The 16,755-nt window shown below is 74.0% G+C and carries 18 protein-coding genes; 12 read left to right on the top strand and 6 right to left on the bottom strand.

What is annotated here, in order from left to right; genetic code table 11:
- Positions 1 to 750 carry a response regulator transcription factor gene (locus tag H5V45_RS21175; protein ID WP_343061679.1) on the bottom strand — a complete coding sequence of 250 codons (750 nt, stop codon included), beginning with the start codon at positions 748 to 750 and terminating at the stop codon, positions 1 to 3.
- 65 nt (positions 751 to 815) lie between these two features.
- On the opposite strand from H5V45_RS21175, the gene H5V45_RS21170 reads away from it, so the two are divergent.
- The 8 genes from H5V45_RS21170 to H5V45_RS21135 all read left to right on the top strand — a co-directional run bounded on the left by H5V45_RS21170 (position 816) and on the right by H5V45_RS21135 (position 8,622).
- Positions 816 to 1,268: a hypothetical protein gene (locus H5V45_RS21170; protein ID WP_185255057.1), complete on the top strand. Its 453-nt coding sequence runs from the start codon at positions 816 to 818 to the stop codon at positions 1,266 to 1,268.
- A gap of 68 nt (positions 1,269 to 1,336) precedes the next feature.
- Positions 1,337 to 1,705: a hypothetical protein gene (locus H5V45_RS21165; protein ID WP_185255056.1), complete on the top strand. Its 369-nt coding sequence runs from the start codon at positions 1,337 to 1,339 to the stop codon at positions 1,703 to 1,705.
- A gap of 92 nt (positions 1,706 to 1,797) precedes the next feature.
- Positions 1,798 to 2,433 carry a hypothetical protein gene (locus H5V45_RS21160; protein WP_185255055.1) on the top strand — a complete coding sequence of 212 codons (636 nt, stop codon included), beginning with the start codon at positions 1,798 to 1,800 and terminating at the stop codon, positions 2,431 to 2,433.
- Between the two features lie 98 nt (positions 2,434 to 2,531).
- Positions 2,532 to 3,869: a type I glutamate--ammonia ligase gene (gene glnA / locus H5V45_RS21155; RefSeq protein WP_185255054.1), complete on the top strand. Its 1,338-nt coding sequence runs from the start codon at positions 2,532 to 2,534 to the stop codon at positions 3,867 to 3,869.
- On the top strand, positions 3,866 to 4,261 hold the full coding sequence (locus H5V45_RS21150; RefSeq protein WP_185255053.1) for a hypothetical protein: 396 nt from the start codon (positions 3,866 to 3,868) through the stop codon (positions 4,259 to 4,261). The genes glnA and H5V45_RS21150 overlap by 4 nt, the downstream gene beginning before the upstream one ends.
- 9 nt (positions 4,262 to 4,270) lie before the next feature.
- Positions 4,271 to 4,999 (top strand): glutamine amidotransferase-related protein, encoded by a 729-nt coding sequence (locus H5V45_RS21145; RefSeq protein WP_185255052.1) that lies wholly within the window; start codon positions 4,271 to 4,273, stop codon positions 4,997 to 4,999.
- Positions 4,996 to 7,968: a bifunctional [glutamine synthetase] adenylyltransferase/[glutamine synthetase]-adenylyl-L-tyrosine phosphorylase gene (locus H5V45_RS21140; RefSeq protein WP_185255051.1), complete on the top strand. Its 2,973-nt coding sequence runs from the start codon at positions 4,996 to 4,998 to the stop codon at positions 7,966 to 7,968. Before H5V45_RS21145 ends, H5V45_RS21140 begins: the two co-directional genes overlap by 4 nt.
- A 105-nt stretch (positions 7,969 to 8,073) precedes the next feature.
- On the top strand, positions 8,074 to 8,622 hold the full coding sequence (locus tag H5V45_RS21135) for a P-loop nucleotide/nucleoside kinase family protein (protein ID WP_221634672.1): 549 nt from the start codon (positions 8,074 to 8,076) through the stop codon (positions 8,620 to 8,622).
- Positions 8,623 to 8,631: 9 nt separating this feature from the next.
- Here the strand turns inward: H5V45_RS21135 and H5V45_RS21130 are convergent, their stop codons facing one another.
- Together H5V45_RS21130 and H5V45_RS21125 are read right to left on the bottom strand one after the other, a co-directional pair.
- Positions 8,632 to 8,940 (bottom strand): hypothetical protein, encoded by a 309-nt coding sequence (locus H5V45_RS21130; protein WP_185255050.1) that lies wholly within the window; start codon positions 8,938 to 8,940, stop codon positions 8,632 to 8,634.
- On the bottom strand, positions 8,933 to 9,883 hold the full coding sequence (locus H5V45_RS21125; protein WP_221634671.1) for a proline iminopeptidase-family hydrolase: 951 nt from the start codon (positions 9,881 to 9,883) through the stop codon (positions 8,933 to 8,935). Before H5V45_RS21125 ends, H5V45_RS21130 begins: the two co-directional genes overlap by 8 nt.
- A gap of 40 nt (positions 9,884 to 9,923) precedes the next feature.
- Here H5V45_RS21125 and H5V45_RS21120 point away from each other — a divergent pair, with 40 nt between their 5' ends.
- Positions 9,924 to 10,706: an isocitrate lyase/PEP mutase family protein gene (locus H5V45_RS21120; protein ID WP_185255049.1), complete on the top strand. Its 783-nt coding sequence runs from the start codon at positions 9,924 to 9,926 to the stop codon at positions 10,704 to 10,706.
- Between the two features lie 128 nt (positions 10,707 to 10,834).
- Here H5V45_RS21120 and H5V45_RS22810 read toward each other — a convergent pair whose 3' ends face one another.
- The 3 genes from H5V45_RS22810 to H5V45_RS21105 are packed head-to-tail and all read right to left on the bottom strand — an operon-like array spanning position 10,835 to position 13,340.
- The gene (locus H5V45_RS22810) at positions 10,835 to 12,175 is read right to left on the bottom strand and encodes an ATP-binding protein (RefSeq protein ID WP_185255048.1); all 1,341 of its coding nucleotides are present in this window, start codon (positions 12,173 to 12,175) and stop codon (positions 10,835 to 10,837) included.
- Entirely contained in the window at positions 12,172 to 12,834 is a 663-nt protein-coding gene (locus H5V45_RS21110; RefSeq protein WP_185255047.1) for a response regulator, read from the bottom strand. Before H5V45_RS21110 ends, H5V45_RS22810 begins: the two co-directional genes overlap by 4 nt.
- Before the next feature lie 2 nt (positions 12,835 to 12,836).
- On the bottom strand, positions 12,837 to 13,340 hold the full coding sequence (locus tag H5V45_RS21105) for a DUF2231 domain-containing protein (protein WP_185255046.1): 504 nt from the start codon (positions 13,338 to 13,340) through the stop codon (positions 12,837 to 12,839).
- Between the two features lie 102 nt (positions 13,341 to 13,442).
- Between H5V45_RS21105 and H5V45_RS21100 the strand changes: the two genes are divergently transcribed.
- The 3 genes from H5V45_RS21100 to H5V45_RS21090 all read left to right on the top strand — a co-directional run bounded on the left by H5V45_RS21100 (position 13,443) and on the right by H5V45_RS21090 (position 16,744).
- Positions 13,443 to 14,144 (top strand): hypothetical protein, encoded by a 702-nt coding sequence (locus tag H5V45_RS21100; RefSeq protein WP_185255045.1) that lies wholly within the window; start codon positions 13,443 to 13,445, stop codon positions 14,142 to 14,144.
- Between the two features lie 111 nt (positions 14,145 to 14,255).
- Positions 14,256 to 15,647 carry a PepSY-associated TM helix domain-containing protein gene (locus H5V45_RS21095; RefSeq protein WP_343061678.1) on the top strand — a complete coding sequence of 464 codons (1,392 nt, stop codon included), beginning with the start codon at positions 14,256 to 14,258 and terminating at the stop codon, positions 15,645 to 15,647.
- Positions 15,644 to 16,744: a beta-eliminating lyase-related protein gene (locus H5V45_RS21090; protein WP_185255044.1), complete on the top strand. Its 1,101-nt coding sequence runs from the start codon at positions 15,644 to 15,646 to the stop codon at positions 16,742 to 16,744. Before H5V45_RS21095 ends, H5V45_RS21090 begins: the two co-directional genes overlap by 4 nt.
- Positions 16,745 to 16,755 lie beyond the last annotated feature (11 nt).

The following is a 16,755-nucleotide window of genomic DNA, read 5'->3' as shown; positions in this document are numbered from 1 at the left end:
TCAGGCGCCTGGCGCGTCGTCGGACGCGCCGTCTGGCGCGTCGTCGGGGACGGCGAGGCGTACGCCGACCCCGCGGATCGTGTGCAGGTAGCGCGGCTCGGCCGCGGACTCGCCGAGCTTGCGGCGCAGCCACGACAGGTGCACGTCGACGGTCTTGTCCGAGCCGCCCCAGGCCTGGTGCCACACGTCGGTGAGCAGCTCGCGCTTGGTCACCACCTCGCCGGGGCTCTCGGCCAGCCGGACCAGCAGGTCGAACTCGCGGGGGCTCAGGTCGAGGACGCTGCTGTCGAGGGTGGCGCGACGGGCCGGGACGTCGATCTCGAGCCCGCCCACGACCAGGTTCGTGCGGGGGGCCCGGGCACCGGCCGAGCGACGCATGACCGCGCGGATGCGGGCCTCGAGCTGCTGGGTGGTGTACGGCTTCACGACGTAGTCGTCGGCCCCCGCGTCGAGGCACCCGATCAGCGACGGGTCGTCGTCGCGGGCGCTCGCCACGATGACCGGCACGTCGCTGACCGCGCGCAGCATCGACAGCACCTGGGTGCCGTCCACGTCGGGCAGCCCGAGGTCGAGGATCACCAGGTCGGGGCGGCTCTCGACCGCCATCGTCAGGCCCAGCATCCCGGTGGGCGCCGACGCGACGGCGTACCCCCGCTCGCCGAGGGAGCGCATCAGCAACGGGCGGATGCGGGGGTCGTCCTCGATGATCAGCACGTGGGCCACGAGGGGGACGGTAGCCGGGGTCGCCACGGCCTTAGCGTGGCCTTAACCCTCGCCTAGCGAGCGGCTCCGACCCCGTCGGCCAGACTGCCGTCGTGGATCCCGAACGCCGCCTGGCCCGACGCGCCGGCCTCTCCCTGGCCTGGGTCGTCGCCGCGACCCTCGCTGTGGTCGTCGGGCTCGTGGCCGTCTCGCAGGTGGGGGCGAGCATCCGCGGCCGCGGTCCGCTCGGCAACGAGACCGCCCGGGCCGCCGAGCTCCAGGAGGGCAGCGCGGTCCCGCTCGCCGACGCGGAGTCGGTGCGGGCGACCGTCGAGGAGGAGTTCGGTGCGTTCGTCGTGGAGTGCCGGGGCGCGGTCGCCTACGGCATCGAGGCCCGTCCCGACCGGGCCGCGGGCTGGCGCACCGTGAGCTACGAGCCCGGCCCGGACGACGACGTCGACGCGGTCTTCGCCAACCAGCGTCGCTCGATCGACCTCGAGGTGTTCTGCAACCGCGGCCGGCCCACCGTGAGCGAGCTGGAGCGCAACACGCTGCCGGACGAGTGAGCGGTCGACGACCCCGCGCGCGGCGCGAAACGCGACGGTGCGGGCGGGGGCCGTGGCACCCTGCCGGGATGAGGTACGTCGTGGCCGCGCTGTCGGTGGTGCTGCTCGCCGCGTGCTCGGGCGGGGGCGACGAGCCGGCGGCGCAGGTCCGGCCCTGGGGCAAGCCGGCCGAGGTCCGCGGCAGCGCGGTGACCGTGCAGTTCACCGGGAGTGCGTGCCAGAAGTCGCGCGACTACCGCGCCGAGGAGACGTCCGAGCAGGTCGTCCTGACCGTGCGCGAGACCACCGGCGGTGGCTCCTGCGTGGCGATGGCCGTGACGTACACCGTCGTCGCCGAGCTCGAGGCGCCACTGGGGGACCGGGCCCTGGTCGACGGCGCCTGCCTGCTGGAGAAGTACGCCGACGACCCGGACGTCTGCGGAGCCGACGCGAGCTGACCGCAACAATCCCGCGACCGTCTGCGTCTTCCTCTCGACAAGCGCGCCGGACCTCATCGGGAGGCCCGGGCGCCGTACGAAGGAGATCTCGGATGACGACCAGCCCGGCACGACGCGCGGCAGTCCTCCTCACCACCCTGCTCGCAGCGGGCGCCGGTCTCGCGGCCGCACCGGCGCAGGCCACGGCCCCGGCCTCGCACGCCGCAGCCGCGTCCCGGGCCGGTGACACCACCACGGTGACCTTCACGGTCCCGGACTGCCTGAAGTGCGAGATCACCCTGCACCAAGCCATCCAGGGTCGCCAGAAGGTCTGGCAGACGAAGACGAAGCGGGCCCACGACGGCGCCGTCACCTTCACGATCCCCACGAAGCGCACCCACGGTCTCGACGCCACCATCCAGGCGCCGTGGGAGGGCGCGAACGGCACGACGACCGGCTACGTCAGCCAGGTGGTCTTCCGCTACGGCCACGAGAAGCCGGGGAGCGACGTGTCGTCGTACGCCGACGTGAAGGCCAAGAAGCGGGGCAGCGCCTGCTGGGCCGGCACCGACGCGAGCGACGTGACGATCCCGCTCGAGGTCCGCAAGGTGAGCGTGGAGGGCACGACCGGCCCGACGAAGGCCACCGCGGCGTGGACCTCCACGACGCAGGACTTCTGGGCGCCGATGGAGCGCACCTTCAAGGGCATCTTCGGCACCCAGGACGTCCCGTTCTGCGCGCAGCCCTGACGACGGCCGGAGCGGCGGTGGGTGCTTCACGGTTTCGGTCACCGGATCGGGTGACCACCCACCGCCGCCCCGGGCGGTCCGACCCCTAGGCTGACGCCATGGGCAAGCAAGAGGACTTCGTACTCCGCGCTCTCGAGGAGCGAGACGTCCGGTTCGTCCGGCTGTGGTTCACCGACGTGCTGGGCTTCCTCAAGTCCGTCGCGGTGGCCCCGGCCGAGCTCGAGGGCGCCTTCTCCGAGGGCATCGGCTTCGACGGATCGGCGATCGAGGGCTTCGCCCGGGTCTACGAGGCGGACATGCTCGCCAAGCCGGACCCGTCGACCTTCCAGATCCTCCCGTGGCGCGGCGAGGGTCCGTCGACCGCCCGGATGTTCTGCGACATCGTGATGCCGGACGGCTCCCCGTCGTACGCCGACCCGCGCTACGTCCTGAAGCGGACGCTGAGCAAGGCGGCCGAGAAGGGGTTCACGTTCTACACGCACCCCGAGATCGAGTTCTACCTCTTCAAGGACACCCCGCAGCCCGGCGCCGACCCGATCCCGGTCGACCGCAGCGGCTACTTCGACCACACCGCGCAGTCGATGGGCGCCGACTTCCGCCGCGAGGCGATCACGATGCTCGAGTCGATGGGCATCTCGGTGGAGTTCAGCCACCACGAGGGCGGTCCGGGCCAGCAGGAGATCGACCTGCGGTACGCCGACGCGCTCAGCACCGCCGACAACATCATGACCTTCCGCACCGTGATCCGTGAGGTGGCGCTGAGCCAGGGCATCTGGGCGACCTTCATGCCCAAGCCGTTCACGACGCACCCCGGCTCCGGCATGCACACGCACGTGTCGCTCTTCGAGGGCGACAGCAACGCGTTCTTCGAGGCGGGCGCGGAGTACCAGCTCTCCCGGACCGGCCGCCAGTTCATCGCCGGCGTGCTGCGCCACGCCCCGGAGATCACCACGGTGACCAACCAGTGGGTCAACAGCTACAAGCGCCTCATCGGCGGCGGTGAGGCCCCGTCGTACGTCTGCTGGGGCCACAACAACCGCTCGGCGATGATCCGGGTCCCGATGTACAAGCCCAACAAGGGTCAGTCGACCCGCATCGAGCTGCGCACGCTCGACGCCGCGTGCAACCCCTACCTCGCGTACGCCGTCGTGCTCGCCGCGGGCATGAAGGGCATCGAGGAGGACTACGAGCTGCCCCGCGAGGCCGAGGACGACGTGTGGTCGCTCTCCGAGCGCGAGCGCAAGAGCCTCGGCATCGACCCGCTGCCGCGCAGCCTGCACGACGCGATCGGCATCGCGGAGAACTCCGAGCTCCTCGCCGAGACCCTCGGCGAGCACGTCTTCGACTTCTTCCTGCGCAACAAGCGCGCGGAGTGGGACGAGTACCGCGGCCAGGTCTCGGTCTTCGAGCGGGACCGGATGCTGCCGGTCATATGATCCGCTTCGCGCTCGGCGAGCCCTACCGGCCGGAGAGAGCCCGTCAGCTGCGGATCCTCCTGGGGGCGGCCGCCGTGGTGGTGGTGTTCCTGTTCGGCTGGGCCGCCCTGCTGCTGCTCGGGCACGGGTCCGCGTCCACGGCCCTCCTCGTGCTGGTGGTGCCGGGCGTGCTTCTCGGAGGACTGGTCGCGGGCGCGCTGCGCGCGGTGTCGAACGAGGACCCGAACGCCCGGCCCTGGGTGGCGGCGACCGGTCTCGTCGCGATCGTGGTGGCAGTGCTGCTGAGCCAGACGTTCATCGGTCTGCTCGTCGCGGTCGTCGCGGTCCCGCTCCTCCTCATCGGCGTGCTCCCGGGTCGGGACGACGATCCGCCGGAGCCGAGCGCCCACTAGGGTCGGCGCGTGAGCGCCCCGCGGATCCTGGCCGTCCAGCACGAGACCGACTGCCCGCCGGCGCTCTTCGGCACCTGGCTGGAGGAGGCCGGCTGCGCCGTCGAGGTGTGCCGTCCGTACGCCGGCGACGAGCTGCCCGACCCGACGTCGTACGACGCCTGGGTGGTGCTCGGCGGGCCGATGGGCGCGAACGACGACGCCGAGCACGCGTGGCTCGGGCCGGTCAAGGAGCGCGTCCGCGACGCCGTCGCGAGCGGGCTGCCCACCCTCGGCATCTGCCTGGGCCACCAGCTGATCGCCGTCGCGCTCGGCGGCACCGTGGCCCGCAACCCGCTGGGCCAGCAGCTCGGGCTGCTCGCGGTCGGCTGGACCGACGCGGCTGCCGCCGACGAGCTGCTCGGGCCGCTCGCCACGCCGCGGCGCGGCGTCCAGTGGAACGACGACCTCGTCACCGCCCTGCCCGACGGTGCGGTCCTGCTGGCCGCGACGGAGCGCGGCGAGCCGCAGGCCGTCCGGTTCGCGCCCCGGGTCTGGGGCGTCCAGCTGCACCCCGAGGTCGACGTCGAGGTGCTGCGACCCTGGGCCGCGCACGACCTCGGCTCCCACGAGGCGCGCGGGATCGACCAGCCGGCGGTGCTGCGCGAGATCGACGCCGCCCGCGGCGAGCTCGACGAGGCCTGGCGGCCGCTGGCCGCGGGCCTGGCCCGGATCGCCGGGTCCGCGAGGTCCGCCGGATGAGCCACCCCCCGGTCACCGCGGGCACCCTCGTCCGGCTCGGCTTCCGCGACGCCGAGCCCGCCCTCGCCGCGCTGCACCGTCTGGGCGCCGACGCGGAGCCGCTGCTCGCGATCCTGGCTCGGACCGCCGACCCCGACCAGGCCCTCGACGCACTGGTGCGCCTCGCCGAGGTCGTCGACGACCGCGACGCCCTGGTCGAGGAGCTCGTCGACGACGAGGGCACGGCGATGCGGCTGCTCTGCGTCCTGGGCGCCAGCAGCGCGCTCGCCGACCACCTCGTCCGGCACCCCGAGCACTGGCGCGAGCTCACGGACCCGCTGCTCGGCTCGACCCGCCCCGCGGCGTACGCCGTCCGCGCCGACCTGCTCCGCGCCGTCGGTGCCGACCCCGACGCCCCGCTGCCGACCGCGACCCTGGACGACGCGGCCGCGCTCGACGCGCTGCGCGTGGAGTACCGCCGGATCCTCTTGCGCCTCGCCTCGCGCGACCTCGCGCACCACCTCGGGCTCGACGACGCCGCGGCCGAGCTCTCCGACCTCGCCGCCGGCACCCTCGAGGCGGCCCTGGCCGTGGCCCGCCAGCGGGTCGCGGGCGCCGAGCTCGCGCGCCTGGCGGTCGTGGCGATGGGCAAGTGCGGGGGACACGAGCTCAACTACGTCTCGGACGTCGACGTCATCTTCGCCTTCGAGCCGGCCGACGGCGCCGACGAGAACGACGCCGCCCGCGTCGCCACGCAGCTGGCCAGCCACCTGATCCGGGTCTGCGGCGAGCACACGACCGAGGGCACGATCTGGCCGGTCGACGCGGCGCTGCGACCCGAGGGGAAGTCCGGGCCGCTGGTGCGCACGATCGCGAGCCACCGCGGCTACTACGAGCGCTGGGCCAAGACCTGGGAGTTCCAGGCGCTGCTCAAGGCTCGGCCGGTCGCGGGCGACCTCGCGCTCGGGGAGGAGTACGTCGCCATGGTCGCGCCGATGGTGTGGACGGCCGCGGAGCGCGACGGCTTCGTCGCGGACACCCAGGCGATGCGGCGCCGGGTGGTCAAGAACATCCCGCCGCGCGAGGCCGAGCGCCAGCTCAAGCTCGGGTCCGGCGGGCTCCGCGACGTGGAGTTCGCGGTCCAGCTGCTGCAGCTCGTGCACGGGCGGGCGGACGAGAGCATCCGCGCGCCCACGACGCTGAGCGCCCTGGCCGCGCTGACCCGGGGCGGCTACGTCGGCCGCGAGGACGGCGAGGCGCTCCACGAGGCCTACTCCTTCCTGCGCACCCTCGAGCACCGCATCCAGCTCCGCCAGCTGCGCCGCACCCACGTCGTCCCCACCGAGGAGGAGTCGCTGCGGGCGCTCGGCCGGAGCATGGGATTCGTCAAGGACTCGGTGACGGCCCTCGACAAGGCGTGGCAGCACGAGCGGCTCGAGGTGCGGCGGCTGCACGAGAAGCTCTTCTACCGTCCGCTGCTCACCGCCGTGGCCCGGATCCCCGGGGACGAGGCGCGGCTCTCGCCGGATGCGGCGGGCAAGCGGCTCGCCGCGCTCGGCTACCTCGACCCCAAGGCCGCGCTGCGCCACCTCGAGGCGCTGACGAGCGGCGTCTCCCGCACGGCGAGCATCCAGCGCACCCTGCTGCCCGCGATGCTCGACTGGTTCGCCGACGCCCCCGACCCGGACGCCGGGCTCTTCGGCTTCCGCCGGATCAGCGAGTCGCTGGGGGAGAGCCCGTGGTACCTCAAGACCCTCCGCGACGAGGGGCAGGTCGCCGAGCGTCTGGCGACCCTGCTCGCCACCTCGCGCTACGCCAGCGGGCTGCTGGAGCGTGAGCCGCAGGGCGTGCGGATGCTCGGCGAGGACCTCTCGCCGCTGTCCGCCGAGGTGCTCACCGAGGAGATGCTCGCCTCGGGAGCCCGCCGCGACGACGCCGAGAAGGCCACCCGCTCGATCCGGGCGATCCGGCGCCGCGAGCTCTTCCGGATCGCGACCGGCGACCTGCTCGGGCTGATTGACGTCGCGGACGTCGGGGCCGGGCTGTCGCGGCTCACCGACGCCACGCTCGAGGCCACCCTGGACGTCGCGGCCCGCGCCGTACGCCGCGCGCGGTCGCTGGACACCGCGCCCACGGTGATGGCGATCGTGGCGATGGGGCGCTACGGCGGCTTCGAGCTGTCCTACGGCAGCGACGCCGACGTGCTCTTCGTCCACCAGCCGGTCTCCGGCGCCGACCCGCAGGCGGCCACGTCGTACGCCACCGCCGTCGCCAACGAGGTCCGCCGCCTGCTCGCGCTCCCGGGCGCCGACCCGGCGCTGATCGTCGACGCCGACCTGCGGCCCGAGGGCAAGCAGGGCGCGCTGGTGCGGACCCTCGACTCGTACGCCGCCTACTACGCCAAGTGGTCCAAGGTCTGGGAGGCCCAGGCGCTGCTGCGCGCCGACGCCGTCGTCGGCGACCTCGACCTGCGCACCCGCTTCGAGGCGCTCGTCGACCCGCTCCGCTTCCCGGCCGGCGGGATCTCCGAGGACGACGTCCGGGAGGTACGCCGGATCAAGGCGCGCGTCGACCGCGAGCGGCTCCCGCGCGGCGCCGACCCGACGACCCATCTCAAGCTCGGTCGCGGCGGTCTCGCCGACATCGAGTGGACCGTCCAGCTGCTGCAGATGAAGCACGCCGGCCAGGTCCCCGGCCTGCGCACCACCCGCACCCTCGAGGCCCTCGTCGCCGCCCGCGAGGCCGACCTGATCTCGGCCGACGACGCCGAGGAGCTCACCCACGGGTGGCGCACGGTCAGCCGGATCCGCAACGCCGTCACGCTCGTGCGCGGCAAGCCCGGCGACCAGCTGCCGCGCGACCCGCTCGAGAAGGCGGCGGTGGCCGCGATCCTGGGCTACCCCGCCGGCGAGGCCGACGCGATGGTCAACGACTACCTGCGCATCACGCGGCACGCGCACGCGGTCGTCGAGCGGATCTTCTGGGAGTAGCCCTCGTGGGTCGAGGAGGTCGCGCCCCTGCCGGTTGAGGAGGTCGCGCAGCGACCGTCTCGAAACCGCCTTGCACGCGACCGCGCCGGCGACGAGGCTCGACCGGTGCTGTCCACGACCCCGACGCTGTTCCTGACCGTGGGCCTCCCCGGCGCCGGCAAGACGACCCGTGCCCGCGAGCTGGCTACCGCGCACGGCATCCTGCGGCTGACGCCGGACGACTGGATGGCGCCGCTGTTCGGGCACAGCGACGCCGGCGGCCGGCGCGACATCCTGGAGGGCCGGATGGTCTGGGTGGCGCACGAGGTGCTCGTCAGCGGGTCGTCGGTGGTGCTGGACTTCGGGTGCTGGTCGCCGGAGGAGCGCTACGCGATCCGGGCCGTGGCCGAGCACGCCGGTGCGGCGTTCACGATGGAGCACCTGCAGGTGCCGGAGGACGAACGACGGCGCCGGTGCGACCGGCGCTGGACCGAGGCGCCGGAGACCACCTTCGAGATGACGGCCGAGGACCACGACCGGTTCGTGGCGCTGTGCCGGCCGCCGACGGCCGAGGAGCTCGCGGGCGGTCCGCTGCCGGCCCCGCCGAGCGGCTCGGCGAGCTGGCTGGCCTGGGCGAGCGACCGGTGGCCGACGCTGCCCCGGCTGGACGCCTGAGCGCCGCGGTCAGCGGTTCTCGTACGCCCACAGGTTGCCCACCCGTCGTACGACGTCGGGCGAGAGCTCCGGCCAGCGGCGGGCGACCCGGGCGGCGACCTCGGCCGCGGCGGGGCCGAGGTCCGGCTCGGTCGCGACGACCTTGCGGCCCTCGCGGTGGGCGAACTCCAGCACCTCGTTGACGGCGTCGAGCGCGGCCACGCCCCGCGAGGGACCGGCGACCATCATCACGGCCTCCCCGGAGACCGTCGGGTGGCCGGCGTCCGCGGTGACCAGGGCGACGGCCAGGGCCGCGTCGAGCGACAGCGGCTCAGCCACGGGCGTCGACGTCGGCGAGGAAGCCGAGCAGTCCCTCGAAGTAGGTCTCCTGGTCGTCCACGATCGCGAGGTGCGAGCCCTCGGGGCAGTGGTGGTAGCGGCCGTCGGGGAGCTGGGTCGCCATCCACTCGAGGTAGGCCGGGTCCATCGTGTCGTGGGCGGCGCCCATCACCAGCGTCGGCACCGTGATCGCCGACAGGTTGGCACTGCGGTCCCACTCCAGCAGCTTGCCGCTGGCCCCGAGCTCGCTGGGCCCCTGCATCGGTGCGTAGATGTCGTGGTTGATGTGGGAGAACGACCGCACCACCGGCTCGGGCCACTCGTCGAGCGGCAGCCGGCACACGTGGTGGACGTAGTGGTGCTCGATCAGGAGCGCTTCGTACGACGGGTCGTTGGTGCGGCCCTCGCGCTCGAGGCGCTTGATCTCGGCCAGGGCGTCCTGGTCCATCGGCGGCATCAGCACCTGCTCGGCGTACTCGTTGTAGCGCGGGACGCTGGCCATCATGTTGGAGACGACCAGACCCCGCAGGTGCTCCTGGTGGGCGAGGGCGTACTCGATCGCCAGCACCCCGCCCCACGACTGCCCGTAGAGGAAGAAGTTCTCGCGGTCGAGCCCGAGCGCCACGCGCACCTGCTCGACCTCGTCGACGAAGCGGTCGATCTCCCACAGCGACGGGTCGTCGGGCTGGTCGCTGTAGTGCGAGCCGAGCTGGTCGTAGTAGTAGTACTCGATGCCGGCGGCGGGCAGGAAGCTGTCACAGGACTCGAGGTACTCGTGCGTCGCGGCCGGGCCGCCGTGCAGCAGCAGCACCTTGACGGTCGGGTTGTTGCCCACCCGCTTGGTCCACACCCGGAAGTCGCCGGCGGGCGTGCTGATCGGGATCATCCGGACCCCGCCGCTGATGCGGTCGGCCCGTCCGGTGCTGTCGTAGTAGCTGTCCACGGCCCCAGCCTGTCACGGGTTGCTGGCTACTGTGGAGGGCATGACTGACGACCAGACGCGCAGCCGCGCGACGACCCTGCTGGGCCTGCACCAGGCACCCGAGCTCCTCACGGTGGTGAACGTGTGGGACGTGATCTCCGCGACCGTCGTGGCCGACGTCGAGGGCACCAAGGCCCTCGCCACCGCGAGCCACTCCATCGCCGCGTCCTACGGGTACGCCGACGGCGAGAACATCCCCGTCGACCTGATGATCGAGGCAGTCGGCCGGATCGCCGCGGCCACGTCGCTGCCGGTGAGCGCCGACCTCGAGGGCGGGTACGGCGACCCCGCCGGCACCATCCGCAAGGCCATCGGCGTCGGCATCGTCGGCGCCAACCTCGAGGACCAGATGCGTCCGCTCGCGGAGGCCGCGGGCAACGTCGAGAAGATCATGAAGGTCGCCCAGGACGAGGGCGTCGACTTCGTCCTCAACGCGCGCACCGACGCCTTCGTCAAGGCTGGCGACCGCGACCCCGCCGAGGTCCTCCGGGACGCCGTCGAGCGCGGCAAGGCCTACCTCGACGCCGGTGCCCCGGTCGTCTTCGTGCCCGGCCGGCTGAACGAGGAGCAGGTGTCGACGCTGGTCGAGGCGTTCGGCCCGCAGCGCCTGACGCTGATCGGCATCCCCGGGACGCCCTCGCTGAAGCGGCTCGAGGAGCTCGGCGTCGCCCGTGTCTCCTACGGCCCCATGGCGCAGAACGTCGCGCTCACCGCCCTGCAGGAGCTCGTCGAGGAAGTGCAGCGCGGCGGCGGCGTGCCGTCGACGATGCGGATGCTCAACTGACCGACGTCCGGACGTGACACGCCTCCCCGTCCAGGGGACGGGGAGGCGTGGCGGTCCTCGCAGATCGGGGGAACCCGCTCGGACCTACGTCAGCATGGCCAGCGCCACCTGCCACCAACCTGACTGGCTCAGGCGCGCGGCAGCCGCAGCGTGAAGATCGCGCCGGTGTCCGGCGCCGTGTCGTCGGTGACCTCGGCCCCGACCTCGCCGCCCACCGAGCGCGCGACCCGTCGCGCGATCCCGAGACCCAGGCCGGTGCCCCCGCCCGGCCCGCTCGCGCCGGGCGTGAAGAGCTGCGGGCGGACCGCCGCGTCGATGCCGGCGCCGTCGTCGGCGACCCGGAGGACGACCGAGCGCCCGACGACCTCGGCGCCGACGCTCACCCGGCTCCGGGCGTGCCGCACGGCGTTGTCGACGAGCGGAGCCAGCGCGCGCACGGCCAGGTCGCGCGGCGACGCGAGGCGTACGTCGTGGAGCGCGGCGGCCGTGTCGTCGAAGACGATCCCCTCGGGCACGAGTCCGGCGACGCCTGCGACGACCTCGTCGACCCGGCAGGTCGAGGACTGCTCCCGCGCGCTCGGGTCCCGGGCCAGGTCGAGCAGGGTCGTGATGGTCTCGGCCATCGCACGCGACGACACCGCGATCTGCTCGAGGTCGGTCTGCGCGTCCTCGTCCAGACCGCCGCGCAGCAGCGCCAGGTCGGCCGCGCCCTGGATCGCCGACAGCGGGGTACGCAGCTCGTGGGCCAGCTCGGCCGTGAGCCGCTGCTCGGCCAGGATCGTGCGGGCGACTCGCTCGAGCAGCCCGTCCAGGGTCGCCCCCAGGGCGGACAGCTCGTTGACCGGCGGTCCGAGCTCGAAGCGGTGGTCGAGGTCGTGCTCGCTCCAGTCGGCGGCCCGCTCGGCCATCTGGGCCACCGGGGCCAGGGTGCGGCTGCTCACCCAGCGGGCGATCAGCCCGACGGCGAGGACCGCGACCAGCCCGACGACCACGGTGCCCAGACCGACGTACAGCTCGGCCTGCTCGTAGGGAGCGAGCGGCTCCGCGACGACCACGACCCCGCGGGCGCCGCTGCCGGTCGTGAACGGCTGCGCGAGCAGCCGCTCCTTGTCGCCGACCGTGGTGAAGGTCGGGGTCGTCACCGACGCGAGGTCGCTCGCGTGCTCGCTCAGGCGGGGGGAGACCAGCCCGGCCAGCTCGTGGCCCTCGGCGTCGAAGACCACGGTGTCCGGGTCGAGCACTCCGGCGGGCACGACCGGGGTCGCACCGTTCGTGCCGGCGTCCACCGCGCCGACGACGGAGTCGGCGCGGTCCTCCAGCACGGTCGTCACGTTGCCCTCGACGATGCGGTAGGTGAGGACCTGGAGGCCCAGCCCGACCAGCAGCATGCCGAGCGCGGTGAGGACCATCGTCGACACGACGATCTGCGTGCGGAAGGTGCGTGGCCGCCACCGGCCGGAGAGCCTCACTTGAGGACGAACCCCACGCCCCGGACGGTCTGGAGGGTCACGGGCGCGTCGACCTGCTCGAGCTTGGTGCGCACGCGACGCATGTAGGAGTCGATGGTGTTCTCGGCGACCCGCGCGCCGTCCGGCCACGCGGCGGCGACGACGGCCCGACGGCGTACGACCTCGCCGGGGCGGGACGTGATCGCGGCCAGGATGCGGAACTCGGTGGGCGTCAGCATCACCTCGCGGTCCTCGTGCCGCAGCGCGTGCGCCGCCGGGTCGAGGACCAGCCCTCCCGTGGGCTCCGGGGCCGGACGGCCGCGCCGCGCCAGCGCCTCGACCCGGGCGATCAGCTCCTTCACGTCGAACGGCTTGGGCAGGTAGTCGTCACCGCCCGCGCCGAACCCGGACAACCGGTCGTGCACGCCGGCCAGCGCGGTGAGGAACAGCACCGGCGCCGGCTGTCCGGCCGAGCGCAGCGCCTGGCAGACGTCGCGTCCGTCGGCGTCCGGGAGACCGATGTCGAGGACCACCACGTCGAGCGCGGTCTCGGCGCCGAAGAGCCGCAGCGCCTCCCCACCGTCGTGGGCCACCGCGACGGTGTGCCCGGTGAGCGTGAGCGCCTGCGAGACGACCCGGCGGATCGCCGGGTCGTCCTCGCACAGACCGACGTGGACCACGGTCAGCTGCCGGACTCGCCGGCGGACGACGACACCTGGTCGCCCCAGGCGGCGCGGGCGCCGGAGTCGCCGATCCGGTAGACCTGCACGGTGGTCGCGACGGCGGCGACCACGGCGAGCGCGGCGACCACCATGAACACCGTGGGGGAGTCGGCACCGGAGCGCGGGGTCGAGGAGTCGCCGGCCCGGGCCCGACGGCGGTCCAGCAGCACGACCGCGAGGGCCAGCACGAGGAGCGGGATCATGAACCAGATCAGCTGGTCGCCGAGCTCGGCGTGCTTGCCGGGGTCGCCGACGTGCTTCTCGAGGGCCTCGCCCGAGGACGTGGAGACGGGGGTGAGGATCGTCCCGATCGCGGCGGCCGCGACGACGAGCACGCCGAAGCGCGCCCGCCAGGCCGGCCGGGCCACGATCGCGATGGTGCCGAGGGCGGCGAGCGGCACGAGCACGACGACGGCGTGCACGACGAGCGGGTGGACGGGCAGGCCGTTGATCAGGTCGAACATGGGGTCTCCTCAGGCAGGGTCAACTGCAGGTTCGTCCATTGAACCTGCCAGGAACCTGACCGTCACCTGTCCGGGGTCCGTGGCGTGACAGAATCTCGACCCATGGAGTCGAGAATGGACCCCGCCGTGCTCGGTGCACGTGCGCTCGTCCTCGCCTCCGTGACCTGCTTCCTGGGCATCGCCGGCCACGTCGGCGCGGACGGCCTGCTGCCCGGCGCCCCCACCCTGGCCCTCCTGGTCGCCGGCGTTGCCGTCGCCAGCCTCGCCCTGCTCGCCCGTCCGGCCTCGACGCACCGGGTCGTCTCGCTGCTCGTGCTGGGCCAGACGGCCGTGCACCTCGTCCTCAGCACGACCGCCGGTCACGCGGGTGACGCACCGGCCGTGGCGCGGTTGCGCCCGACCCCGGCGGCCCTGCCCACCGAGGGCGGCCGGCGGGTGGGCTCCCTGTCCGACCAGTACGCCGCCACGCTGGGCGGCCGCGACGACGTCGCGCCCGTGCTGCCGGTCGGGCACCTGGTCGCCGACCTGTCCGACCACGCCCCGATGATGGCCGCGCACCTCGCGGCCGCGGTGCTCGTGGGCCTCTGGCTCGCCGTCGGTGAGCACGCGCTCTGGACCCTGCTGGCGCTGGCCGCCGGGGCGGTGGTCCGCCCGCTCCTGCTCGCCCTGACCGCGCTGGCCGGTGCCGCGGCACCCCTCCGGCCCGCCACGGTGCCGCCCCGGCACGCGCCCGTGCCACCCATCCTGCTCCTCCTCGCGCGCTGCGTCGTACGCCGCGGGCCGCCGGTGCTGCTCGCCGCCTGAGACCCCGGTCCCGGCAGCGACCACCCGCCCGTCCCACGCGACCCGCGACGCCCCCGGCGTCCCGGTCGCGCAGCCCTGCGTGCGCGCGCACGCGTCCCGAGGAGACCCTCCGTGCCCGACCCGACCCGACCCTCCGCCCGACCCGCTTCCCGACCCGGCCTCTTCCGCGCCGTCTGGCGCTGGCACTTCTTCGCCAGCTTCCTGGTGGTGCCGGTGCTCCTGCTGCTCGCGACCACCGGCCTGATCTACCTCTTCCGCTTCGAGCTCGAGCCGCTGCTCCACGCCGACGTGATGACCGCGCCGGCCCGCGAGGCCGGCCAGCAGCCCGCGACGTACGCCGCCCAGCAGGCCGCCGTCGAGGCCGCCTGGCCGGACGCGACGGTCACCTCGATGGTCGAACCGTCCGGGCCGGACCGGAACACCGTCTTCTCGGTGGTGCTCGACGACGGCAGCACCCGCGACGTCCACGTCAGCACCTGGGGCGGGGAGGTGCTGGGGGCAGTGGACCCGGACACGACGCTGTCGGGGTACGCCGTGCGCCTGCACGGCGAGCTGATGTCGGGTCGTCTCGGGGACGCGGTCATCGAGCTCGGCGCCTGCTGGGCCGTGGTGATGGCCCTCACCGGCTACTACCTCTTCGTGCGCGGCCGGCGCGCGCGGCGCCGGCTGGCGAGGGCCGGGCGTCCCGGTGCCCGGCTGCGCTCGCGGCACGGGCTGGTCGGCAGCGTCGTCGGCGTCGGCCTGCTCCTCCTGCTGGTCTCGGGCCTGCCGTGGACGGGCTTGTGGGGCGACCGGGTCCAGGCGCTCGCCTCCGAGCGCGGGTCCTCCCTGTGGTCGACGGACCCCGGCGCGATCAGCGACCCCACCTCGACGCTGGACGAGTCGCTGCCGCACAGCCACCGCAACGACGTGCCGTGGGCGATGGGGGACAGCGAGGTCCCCACGTCCACCCCGGGCACCGGCGACGCCGTCGCGAGCATCGACACCGCGGTCGGCGTCGCGGCCGGCGAGGGCCTGCGCCACCCGATGACGGTGGCGCTCCCGGCCGAGGAGGACGGCGTGTTCTCGGTGATCGGCTACGCCTTCGACGCGCCCTCCGACGAGCGCACCGTGCACGTCGACAGGTACGGCGGCGAGGTGGTGTCGACGTACGGCTTCGACGACTACCCGGTGCTGGCCCGGGTGGTCTCCCAGGGGATCGGCCTGCACGAGGGGCGCAGCCTCGGGCTGTGGTCCTTCTGGGGCGCGGCGCTGATGTGCGTGCTCGTGATCGTGTCGTGCGTGACCGGCCCGCTGATGTGGTGGCGGCGCCGCCCGCGCGCCTCGCGGTCCCTGGCGGCCCCACGCGGCCGGATGCCGCTGCGCACCACGCCGCTGCTGGCGGCGGGGGTCGTGGCGCTCGGGGTGTTCCTGCCGCTGTTCGGCCTGTCGCTGCTCCTCGTCCTCGTCCTCGACGCAACCGCGTTGCGGCTCGGCCGCCGGGCGGACAGGGTGGGCACGTGACCGACATCGACGACCGCCTCCGGGCCGCCACCCGCGCCTGCACCGACCACGTGCCCTGGCACGCGCCGACCACCCCGGCCGAGAGCTTCGCGGCGCTGGCCGCGGCCTGCGAGGACCTCGGCATCGACGAGTGGGACGGCTACGGCGAGCGGGGCCCGGTCGCCCGCGTGGAGCAGGAGGTCGCCGAGCTGCTCGGCACCGAGGCGGCCGTCTTCTTCGTCAGCGGGACGATGGCGCAGCAGGCCACGCTGCGCGTCTGGTGCGAGCGCCGGGGCAGCCGCCGGGTCGGCATCCCGGACCTCTCGCACCTGCTGCACCACGAGGCCGACGGCCCGCGCCGCGTGCACGGGCTCGAGTTCGAGTGGTTGACCCAGGGCCGTCGTACCCCCACCGCCGAGGACCTGCGCGCCCTCGGCGGCGGGCTCGGCGCCACGCTCGTGGAGCTCCCGCTGCGCGACGCCGGCTGCCTGGTCCCGCCGTGGGAGGACCTGGCCGCGCTGTCGGCGGCGGCGCGCGAGCTGGGCGTCCCGCTCCACGTCGACGGCGCGCGGCTCTGGGAGGTGCAGCCGTTCTACGACCGGCCGCTGCCGGAGATCGTCGCGCTGGCCGACTCGGTGTACGTCTCGTTCTACAAGGGCCTCGGCGGCCTCTCGGGCGCCGCGGTCGTGGGCGACCGCGACGTGATGGACGAGCTGCGCCGCTGGCGCCAGCGGATGGGCGGCCAGGTCTACCGGATGACGCCGTACGCCGTCTCGGCGCTCGTCGGGCTGCGCGACCGGCTCCCGCGGATGGGGGAGTACGCCACGTGGGCGCGGGCCTTCGCTGCCGAGCTCACGCAGCGCGGCCTGACCGTGCACCCCGAGGTGCCGCCCACCAACACCTTCGAGATCTACGCCCACGCGCCGCTCGACGAGGTGCAGGAGCGGTTGGTGGCCTTCCTCGAGCGCGAGCGGGTCCAGCCCTGCGGCGGGTGGCGGGCCACCGACGTGCCCGGGGTGGTGACGACCGAGTTCGCGACCTACGACGCGGCCCTGCGCCACGACCCGGCGCAGGTCGCCGGCTGGGTGGCGGAGATCGCGGGGGCCGGCGGATCTTGAGGAAGCCTTGA

It is taken from the genome of Nocardioides luti (assembly GCF_014212315.1).
Lineage (GTDB): Bacteria > Actinomycetota > Actinomycetes > Propionibacteriales > Nocardioidaceae > Nocardioides > Nocardioides luti.
Note: the sequence above shows the minus strand (reverse complement) of the source record. Positions and strands in the feature narration are given on the sequence as shown.